This is a genomic window from Actinomadura sp. KC345 (assembly GCF_004348515.1).
Taxonomy (GTDB): Bacteria; Actinomycetota; Actinomycetes; order Streptosporangiales; family Streptosporangiaceae; genus Spirillospora.
Genome location: NZ_SMKH01000317.1, coordinates 1 through 8523, shown reverse-complemented (window position 1 = coordinate 8523; position 8523 = coordinate 1). Strand labels below are relative to the sequence as shown.

Genomic DNA, 8523 nt, shown 5'->3' with positions numbered 1-8523 from the left:
GCACGGACAAGACGACCGTCGTCGCGGTCATCGGCGAGGACCACCCCGGCGCCCTGCTGGAGATCCTCACCGAGTTCTCCGTCCGCGGCATCAACCTCACGCTGATCCAGTCGCGCCCGACCGGCGCCGGCCTCGGCTCCTACCTGTTCTGGATGGACTTCGAAGGCCACGTCTCCGACGCCCGCGTCGGAGAGGCCCTCATGGGCCTGCGCCGCGTCTGCGCGGACCTCCGCTTCGTCGGCTCCTACCCCCGCGCCGACCAGACCCGCCCCGAGATCCGCCGCGGCACCCACGACGACGACTTCACCGAAGCCGCCGCCTGGCTGAACGCCATCCGCACCGGCCACCCCTGAGCCCACGGAAATCGATCCGGGCCCGGACGTGTTGGACATGGTCAACCCGTCCTGAGAGGTGTCCCCATGCGCGTTGAGATCTGGTCCGATGTGATCTGCCCCTGGTGCTACATCGGAAAGCGGCAGTTCGAACGCGCGCTGGAAGGGTTCGAGCATCGCGACCAGGTCGAGGTGGTGTACCGGGCGTTCCAGCTCGACCCGTCCTTCCCCCAGGGCGAGACCATGGACGTCGCCGACGTGCTGGCGAGCAAGATGGGCATGCAGCGCGAGCGGGCCATCGAGATGAACCGCCAGATGGAGGAGCGCGCCGCCGGAGTCGGCCTGGAGTACAACCTCGAAGGCGGCCGGGTGGGCAACACCGCCGATGTGCACCGGCTCGTCCACCTCGCGGCCGAGCACGGCGTGCAGGCCGAGGCCGTCGAGGCGCTGTACAGGGCGCACTTCACCGACCGCCGCTCGGTCTTCGACCACGACTCACTCGTGAAGATCGCCGAGGAGGCGGGCCTGGACGCCGCCACCGCGCGCGAGACCCTCACGTCCGGCACGTTCACCGCCGAGGTGGACGCCGACCAGCGCGAGGCCCGCGAACTCGGCGCCACGGGCGTCCCGTTCTTCGTCATCGACCGCCGCTACGGCATCTCCGGCGCGCAGCCCGCCGAAACGTTCACCCAGGCCCTGGACCGCGCCTGGGCGGACACACGATCCGAACGCACCACCGTGGGCGCCGATGGGGAGACCTGCGCCGACGACACCTGCGCCGTCCCCCGGCACGACCATCACTGACACCGATCATGCCACTCAACACTGTTATGGTTTTGTGTCCCGAGGTGCCGCGAAAGCCGTAATCCGGGCGGCCGTGGCGCGCGTCTTCTCCGTGCATCCCTGATCATGGAGGCCCCGTGCGCCGATCGCTCACCGTTTCTGTGGCTTTGGCCGTGCCCTTGTCCCTTGCCGCCGTCCCAGCGGAGGCGGTGTCCCCTGCGAAGGCCCAGGTGTCGCGCGGCGCCGAGCAGCGGCTCAAGACCCGGATCACGTTGACCATGCCGGACCGCCTCATCGTGGGCGACCAGGTCGCCATCAGCGGCCGTCTCGACTGGCAGAGCCCGGACGGCGTCTGGGCTCCGCTGGCGGGCAAGGAACTCGACCTCCGGTTCGACAAGGCGACCGGCGGGGACTGGCACACCATCGCCACGCCGACGACCGACGCCAACGGCCGATACAGCGTTCCGGTCACGATCAGCGCCAATGGCGCGTGGAACGTCGACTTCGCGAACGATCCCGTCAACCTGCCCGACGACTACTACACCTACGAGTCGTCGTATGCGGTCACAAAGGTCCGCCAAGTCGCGTACAGGACGTCGGTCTCCGGCTTCAACGCGGGGCCCGAACCGGCCGCGCGGGACCGGAACGTGACGGCGTACGGCACCGTCATGCGCAGGATGGCGGACGGGCGGTGGGCCCCGGCGACCGCCTTCGGGAACGTCGTCCTGCAGTTCTCCACCGATGGGAAGACCTGGAGGAACAGGGACGTCCAGTCGATGGGCGGCGACGGCGGGTTCGCGTTCCACGTCCCGGCGGAACGCGACGGGTACTGGCGCGCGGTCGTCCCTCAGAGCGGCCGCACCGAGCAGTCCACGGGAGGCGCCGACTATGTCAACGTCAAGTACCGGACGCACCTTCACCGCTACAACGCCTCGCCGGAGCCGGTGAAGAAGGGCGCGTACATCACGGTCAAGGGGCTGCTGTACCGCTACATGCCTGGGGGGAAGCCCGGCCCGGGAGCGAACATCCACATCTACTTCAGGCCCAAGGGCTCGTCCACCTGGACGAAGAAGGCCATTACGAAGACGGCGCGGAACGGGTGGTTCAGCAGGAAGTTCAAGGCGTCCAGGGACGGGACGTGGCTCGCCAGGTACTGGGGCAGCGGCACCTACATCGGGTCCAACCATCCGAGCGACTACGTCGACGTGCGCTGACGTAGGGTGCGGGGGTGGCCAAGGACTTCGATGTTTATGAGCGGGAGCTGTGGGCCGGGCGGGCGGACGCGTATGAGCGCGGGTTCGCGCATGTGACCGGCTATATGGTCGAGCCGCTGCTGGACGCCGCCGGGGTCGCGGACGGTACGCGGTTCCTCGATGTCGGGACGGGGCCGGGGTTCGTGTCGCGGGAGGCGGTCCGGCGCGGGGCCCGGGTTTCGGCGCTGGACGCCGAGCCGGGCATGGCCGAGGTGGCGCGGCGGAACGTCCCCGGGCTGGACGTGCGCGTCGCCGTCCTGCCCGAGGTCCCGTTCGCGGACGGGGAGTTCGACGCGGTCGCGGGCAACTTCGTCATCAACCACGTCGGCGACCCGGGCAGGGCGCTCGCGGAGTTGCGGCGCGTCCTGCGGCCGGGCGGGCGGCTGGCGCTGAGCTGCTGGGTGATGCCGGGCAGCGGCGTCCTCGGAATCGTCCGGCAGGCGATCGAGGAGGCCGGCGTGCCGTGGCCGGACGACATCCCCGACGCGCCGTTCATGGAGTACGGCGAGGCGGTGGCCTTCAGGCGGCTGGTGATGGAGGCCGGGTTCGGCGAGGTCGCCGTCGAGGAGGTCTCATGGGAGCACGTCGTCGACCCCGAGGAGTGGTGGAAGACGGGCGCGCTCTCCAGGGTCGGCACCAACGGCGTCATCGTGGGGCGGCAGGACGCGAAGACCGTCGCGCGCATCAAGGGCGCCTACGACGCGATCATCTCCGCCTACCCGGCGAAGGACGGCGAGGTCGCGCTGCCCGCGCACGCGCTGCTGGCCGGCGGCGTCCGCTGAACCGGCGCTGTCCGCTGAACCGGCCCTGTCCGCTGAACCGCCGATACTCGCGCGCGGACGGGAGGCCGGGCCGGTAGCCTCGGGTCTGTGATTGACCTGCGAGCTCTTCGAGAGGATCCCGAGCGGCTGCGCGCGTCGCAGCGCGCCCGCGGTGAGGATGACGCCGTCGTCGACCGGCTGCTGGACGTGGACGAGAGGCGCCGCTCGGCGCTGACGTCCTTCGAGCAGCTCAGGGCGGAGCAGAAGAGTTTCGGCAAGTCGGTGTCCAAGGCGCAGGGGGACGAGCGGCAGGCGCTGCTGGCCCGTGCCAAGGAGCTGGCGCAGGAGGTCAAGGAGCGCGAGGCGGAGGCCGACCGGCTCGGCGAGGAACTCGACGCGCTGATGAAGGGCGTCCCCAACGTCATCGAGGACGGCGCCCCCGCCGGCGGCGAGCAGGACTTCGTCGTCCTGGAGCACGTCGGTGAGCCGGCGGCGTTCGGCTTCGAGCCGAAGGACCACCTGGAGCTGGGGGAGAGCCTCGGCGCCATCGACATGGAGCGCGGCGCGAAGGTGTCGGGCGCGCGGTTCTACTACCTCACGGGCGTGGGCGCGCGGCTCCAGTACGCGCTGCTCAACCTCGCCATGGAGACGGCCGTCTCGAACGGGTTCGTCCCGATGTACCCGCCGGTGCTGGTGAAGCCGGAGGCGATGGAGGGCACCGGGTTCCTCGGCGCCCACGCCGCCGAGGTGTACCGGCTCCCGCAGGACGAGCTGTACCTGGTCGGGACGTCGGAGGTGCCGCTCGCGGCGTACCACATGAACGAGATCGTCGACGAACTGCCGCGGCGGTACGTGGCGTGGTCGTCGTGCTTCCGCCGCGAGGCCGGCTCGTACGGCAAGGACACCCGCGGCATCATCCGCGTCCACCAGTTCGACAAGGTCGAGATGTTCTCCTACTGCGACCCGGCCGACGCGCACGCCGAGCATCTGCGGCTGCTGGAGTGGGAGAAGGAGATGCTCGCCAAGGTCGAGATCCCGTACCGGGTGATCGACGTCGCGGCGGGCGACCTCGGGTCCAGCGCGGCGCGCAAGTACGACTGCGAGGCGTGGGTGCCGACGCAGAACACCTACCGCGAGGTCACCTCCACGTCGAACTGCACCGAGTTCCAGGCACGGCGCCTCGCGGTGCGGTTCAAGGACGCCGACGGCAAGAACCAGCCCGTCGCGACCCTGAACGGAACCCTGGCGACCACCCGGTGGATGGTCTCGATCCTGGAGAACCACCAGCGGGAGGACGGGTCGGTCCACGTCCCGGAGGCGCTCCAGAAGTTCATCGGGCTGGAGGTCCTGGAGCCGGTCAAGCGCTGACGCCCGGCGGGGAGTGTGTCCGACGTGTGGCTTATGGTGAGCCATATGCCCAGGAAGGTGACATGACCCACTCCTCGCCGCGCGTGATCGCGACTGACCTCGACGGCACGATCGTGCGCTCCGATGGGACGATCTCCGCCCGTACCGTCGATGCCCTGGCCCGTGTCGAGCGGGCCGGGTCGATGCTCGTCATGGTCACCGGGCGGCCGCCGCGCTGGATGACCGACATCGCCGCGGCCGTCGACCACCACGGCGTCGCGATCTGCGCCAACGGCGCCGTGGTCTACGACCTGCACACCGAGACCGTGCTGAAGGCGTACGAGATCCCGTCGCCGGTGATCGCGGAGACGATCGGGCGGCTGCGCGCGATCGCGCCCGCGCTGCGGTTCGCCGTGGAGCACACCGACGGCTTCATGTTCGAGGACAGCTACACGCTCGGCCGCATGAACGCCAAGGCGCTCGGCGGCCGTCCCGTGAGCAGTGAGGCGATCCTCGGCCTCAGCGGGACGAAGCTGCTCGGGTTCGATCCCGAGGCCGACCCGGACTCGCTCTCCGAGAAGGCGGTCGAGGCCGTCGGGGACCTCGTCACCGTCACGCATTCGTCCGGGCGGGGGCTGCTGGAGATGAGCGCGCACGGCGTCACCAAGGCCAGTGCCCTCGCGGCCCTCTGCACGGAGCACGGGCTCACGTCCGAGGACGTCACCGCGTTCGGGGACATGCCCAACGACCTGCCGATGCTCACCTGGGCGGGCACCTCGTACGCCGTCGCCAACGCGCACCCGCTCGTGCTAGCGGCCGTCACGCACAAGACGTCCCGCAACGACGACGACGGCGTGGCCGAGGTGCTCGAACGCCTCTTCGCCTGACGGGAACGGCCGCCTCGCCTGGCGGCCGTTCTGCGCCGTGCCCTACCGGTTACAGGTAGGGGCCGGACGAGCGCCGTCCGGACTGCTGCTCTTCCTCCCCGGCGGCGCCGGGCGGGATCATCCCGGCCGGCAGGGCGCGCCGCATCTGCTCGAGCTGCGCGCGTGCGGCCATCTGCTGGGCGAACAGCGTCGTCTGGATGCCGTGGAACAGGCCCTCCAGCCAGCCGACGAGCTGCGCCTGCGCGATCCGCAGCTCCGACTCGCTCGGGATCGTCCCCTCGGTGAACGGCAGCGACAGCCGCTCCAGCTCCTCGACCAGCTCGGGCGCGAGGCCGTCCTCCAGCTCCTTGATGGACGACTTGTGGATCTCGCCCAGCCGGACCCGGGACGCCTCGTCCAGCGGGGCGGCCTTGACCTCTTCCAGAAGCTGCCGGATCATCCCGCCGATCCGCATGACCTTCGCGGGCTGCTCGACCATCTCGGTCACCGACTTGCCCTCGGTGTCGCCCTCACCGCCCGCATCGATGGCGATTCCGTTGGGGCCGACCACGAGCACCTGGGGGTCCTGTTCAGATGGGTTCTTAGAAGGCTCGCTCATAATCCTCAATCCTCACACGGTCAGCAGGATCTTGCCGACGTGACCGCTCTCTTCGAGCAGCCGGTGCGCGCTCGCCGCGTCCGCCATCGGGATCCGGCGGTCCACCACCGTCCGGATCTCGCCCGACTCCAGCAGCGGCCACACATGCTCCCGGACGCCCGCCACGATCTCCGCCTTCTCCTCCAGCGGACGTGCCCGCAGCGTCGTGGCGTGCACCTGCGCACGCTTGCGGAGCAGCTTGCCGATGTCCAGTTCCGCCTTCGCGCCGCCCTGGAGGCCGATCACCATCAGCCTGCCGCCGACGGCCAGCGCGTCCACGTTCCGGGCCAGGTACTTCGCGCCGATCAGGTCCAGGATGACGTCGTAGGGCCCGCTCTCGACGAAGTCGTCCTCGCGGTAGTTCACGGTCACGTCCGCGCCGAGTTCCTTGCAGCGGGCCGCCTTCGCGGCGCTGCCCACGGTCGTCACCACCCGCGCGCCGCGCGCCTTGGCGAGCTGGATCGCCAGGGTCCCGATGCCGCTGCCGCCGCCGTGGACCAGGAGCGTCTCCCCCTCGCGCAGCGCCGCGAGCATGTGGACGTTCGACCAGACCGTACATGCGACCTCCGGGAGACCGGCCGCCTCGACGACGTCCACCCCGCGCGGCACGGGAAGCACCTGCGAGGCGGGCACCGCGACCCGTTCCGCGTACCCTCCCCCGCCGAGCAGGGCGCACACCTCGTCGCCGACGCTCGGTCCGGTCACGTCCGCGCCCAGCTCAGCGACGCGTCCGGACACCTCAAGCCCCGGATACGGGGGCGCGTCCGCCGGGGGCGGGTAGAAGCCCTTGCGCTGCATGACGTCCGCGCGGTTGACCGCGCTCGCCGCCACCTCGATCAGCACCTCACCCGGCTTCGGCGCCGGATCCGGAACCCGCGTCCACTCCAGGACGTCGTAGTCTCCCGGCTCACGGATAACGATCGCATGCATACCGGTCACGCTACCGGGCGTCCCGCGTCCGCCAACGTCGATCTACGCGCGGGATGCGTGGTAGTGGCGCACAGGTATCCTGCGTGGGGATCATTTTGCCCACCTGCTCCGTGACGATCATCAGAGGCGTGCCCGAGGGGGATGAACGGTGGCGAGGAACGATCACGACGGGCGTTCTCTGGAGGAGCGGCTGGCCTCATTGGACGCCATGAGCGGTGAGCAGCCCGGGCAGTCTCCCGACCCGCCCGAGGCCGAGGAGCAGGACATGCCCGCCGAGCAGGACATGCCCGCCGAGCAGGAGAACGCGCCACCGGACGAGGACGCCCAGCCCGACTTCGAGCAGCCCGACTTCGAGCAGTCCGGCTTCGAGCAGTCCGGCTTCGAGCAGTCCGGCTTCGACCAGTCCGGCCTCGACCAGTCCGGCTTCGAGCAGCCGGACTTCGAGCAGCCCGACCCGAACGCCGCCCCTTGGCTCGCCGCGCCGCCCTCGTTCCAGCAGCCGTCCGAGACCGGCTACCCGCCCCAGAGCTTCGGCCCGCCGCAGCCTCCGTCCTACGAGGGCGGCCCCATGCCGCAGCCGTTCGACGGAGGAATGCTGCCGCCGCCGTACTCGACGGGCGGCTACGACCCGTCCCAGGCCCCCCAGCAGCCCCCGCAGCAGCCTCCGTACGCGCCGCAGCAGTCGCCGTACGACACCAACGGCAACATGGCCCCGCCCCTCGACCAGCTGCCGCCGTACCCGTCCGGCCAGTACCCCCAGCCGGATGCCGGCGCGGGCGACCAGCACTACCAGCCGATCGACCCCACCACAGGCCAGCCCTACCCTCAGGACACCGACGCCTCCGGGGAGCCCTACGTCCCGATCGACCCCAACACCGGCCAGCCCGTCCAGCCGGTCCCCGGTGCCGCGGGAGGCCAGTACGCGCCGGCCGATCCGAACGCGGGCCAGCCCTACGCGCAGCCGTTCCAGCCCGCTGACCCGAACGCGGGCCAGCCTTATGGTCAGGACCCGGGCGCGGGTGGCGGTCAGTGGTTCGATCCGAGCACTGGTCAGCCTTACGGGCAGGCCCCCGGGCCTGGTCAGCAGTATCCGCCGCCCGACCCCAACACCGGCCAGCCGTTCCAGCCCGTCGACCCGAACGCGGGCCAGCCTTATGGTCAGGACCCGGGCGCGGGTGGCGGTCAGTGGTTCGATCCGAGTACCGGCCAGCCTTACGGGCAGGCCCCCGGGCCTGGTCAGCAGTATCCGCCGCCCGACCCCAACACCGGCCAGCCGTACCAGCTCGTCGATCCGAACACGGGCCAGCCGTATGCGCAGGACCCGAATGCGGGTGGTCAGTTCCAGCCGGTTGATCCGAACACCGGGCAGCCATACGCGCAGGACCCGAGCGCGGGTGGTCAGTTCCAGCCCGTCGATCCGAACACGGGCCAGCCGTATGCGCAGGACCCGAATGCGGGTGGTCAGTTCCAGCCCGTCGACCCGAACACCGGGCAGCCGGTGCAGGGGTACGGGTACCCCGGAGGGCAGTCGCAGGATCAGTCCGGCTACCCGCAGGCGCTCAACCAGATGATGCAGCCCGCGCCCGGCTACCC

At 70.5% G+C, this 8523-nt stretch carries 9 protein-coding genes; 7 read left to right on the top strand and 2 right to left on the bottom strand.

What is annotated here, in order from left to right:
• From E1281_RS33650 to E1281_RS33625, 6 genes are all read left to right on the top strand, one after another.
• Positions 1-353: ACT domain-containing protein (locus tag E1281_RS33650; protein ID WP_131883754.1), on the top strand; the 353-nt coding region annotated here is incomplete at its 5' end.
• Between the two features lie 66 nt (positions 354-419).
• Positions 420-1136 (top strand): DsbA family oxidoreductase, encoded by a 717-nt coding sequence (locus E1281_RS33645; protein WP_131883753.1) that lies wholly within the window; start codon positions 420-422, stop codon positions 1134-1136.
• A 188-nt stretch (positions 1137-1324) separates the two neighbouring features.
• Entirely contained in the window at positions 1325-2329 is a 1005-nt protein-coding gene (locus E1281_RS33640) for a hypothetical protein (RefSeq protein ID WP_131883752.1), read from the top strand.
• Between the two features lie 14 nt (positions 2330-2343).
• Entirely contained in the window at positions 2344-3150 is an 807-nt protein-coding gene (locus E1281_RS33635; RefSeq protein ID WP_207943656.1) for a class I SAM-dependent methyltransferase, read from the top strand.
• A gap of 87 nt (positions 3151-3237) precedes the next feature.
• Positions 3238-4497 carry a serine--tRNA ligase gene (gene serS, locus E1281_RS33630; RefSeq protein ID WP_131883751.1) on the top strand — a complete coding sequence of 420 codons (1260 nt, stop codon included), beginning with the start codon at positions 3238-3240 and terminating at the stop codon, positions 4495-4497.
• Positions 4498-4559: 62 nt separating this feature from the next.
• Positions 4560-5363 carry a Cof-type HAD-IIB family hydrolase gene (locus tag E1281_RS33625; protein ID WP_131883750.1) on the top strand — a complete coding sequence of 268 codons (804 nt, stop codon included), beginning with the start codon at positions 4560-4562 and terminating at the stop codon, positions 5361-5363.
• A 49-nt stretch (positions 5364-5412) separates the two neighbouring features.
• Here the strand turns inward: E1281_RS33625 and E1281_RS33620 are convergent, their stop codons facing one another.
• Positions 5413-5961, bottom strand: coding sequence for a bacterial proteasome activator family protein (locus E1281_RS33620; protein ID WP_131883749.1), 549 nt, complete (start codon positions 5959-5961; stop codon positions 5413-5415).
• 12 nt (positions 5962-5973) lie between these two features.
• Positions 5974-6930 (bottom strand): NAD(P)H-quinone oxidoreductase, encoded by a 957-nt coding sequence (locus E1281_RS33615; protein ID WP_131883748.1) that lies wholly within the window; start codon positions 6928-6930, stop codon positions 5974-5976.
• Positions 6931-7078: 148 nt separating this feature from the next.
• Between E1281_RS33615 and E1281_RS33610 the strand changes: the two genes are divergently transcribed.
• A partial coding sequence (locus E1281_RS33610) for a hypothetical protein (RefSeq protein WP_131883747.1) occupies positions 7079-8523 on the top strand: 1445 nt, incomplete at its 3' end.